A 511-nucleotide genomic window follows, 5' to 3' on the forward strand; every position below is an offset into this window, starting at 1 on the left:
GCTTAGCTAATCCAGACAGCAAACCCACCTTGAAAAAGGTGCCATCCTGCTTCTTACGCCTAGACGGAATCCCCAGACCTTCAAGCCTGTCAGCAATGCGATCAGATTGAAGCCTTATGGCCTCATCCCTGCCAATGCGTTCAAGATGTTTAAACACATCAACCTTGTTCCCACTGTTGCGACGAAGAAGCTCATAAAAACCTATCCGAGAAGATGACTCACACCCATTCTCAGACGGTCCTGCATCAAAAATCTCTCCGCGTGATTCCTTCGCTTCCTTAACCTCTGGAACGTATTCTAAACCACCAGCAGGAAGCCTGAAGCGTCGCCTGTCTTCCTGTTCCGAACGACACGCAAAACGCAGATTCTCATCAGCAGAATAATCCCGAGCTATAAGCCCAAGGTGCTTGCAGTCAGCAGATATCAGCCAGCAGATATCATCAACAGACCACCCCAGATGGAACACATGCCCAAGCCATGAACGAGGATAATACCCCCCATCATATGACTG

At 49.1% G+C, this 511-nt stretch carries 1 protein-coding gene; it reads right to left on the reverse strand.

The window, feature by feature from the left end:
* On the reverse strand, nucleotides 1-511 hold a 511-nt coding region (locus KP705_RS16920), incomplete at both ends, for a hypothetical protein (RefSeq protein ID WP_215765105.1).

Source organism: Gluconobacter sp. P1D12_c (assembly GCF_018812105.1).
GTDB lineage: Bacteria > Pseudomonadota > Alphaproteobacteria > Acetobacterales > Acetobacteraceae > Gluconobacter > Gluconobacter oxydans_A.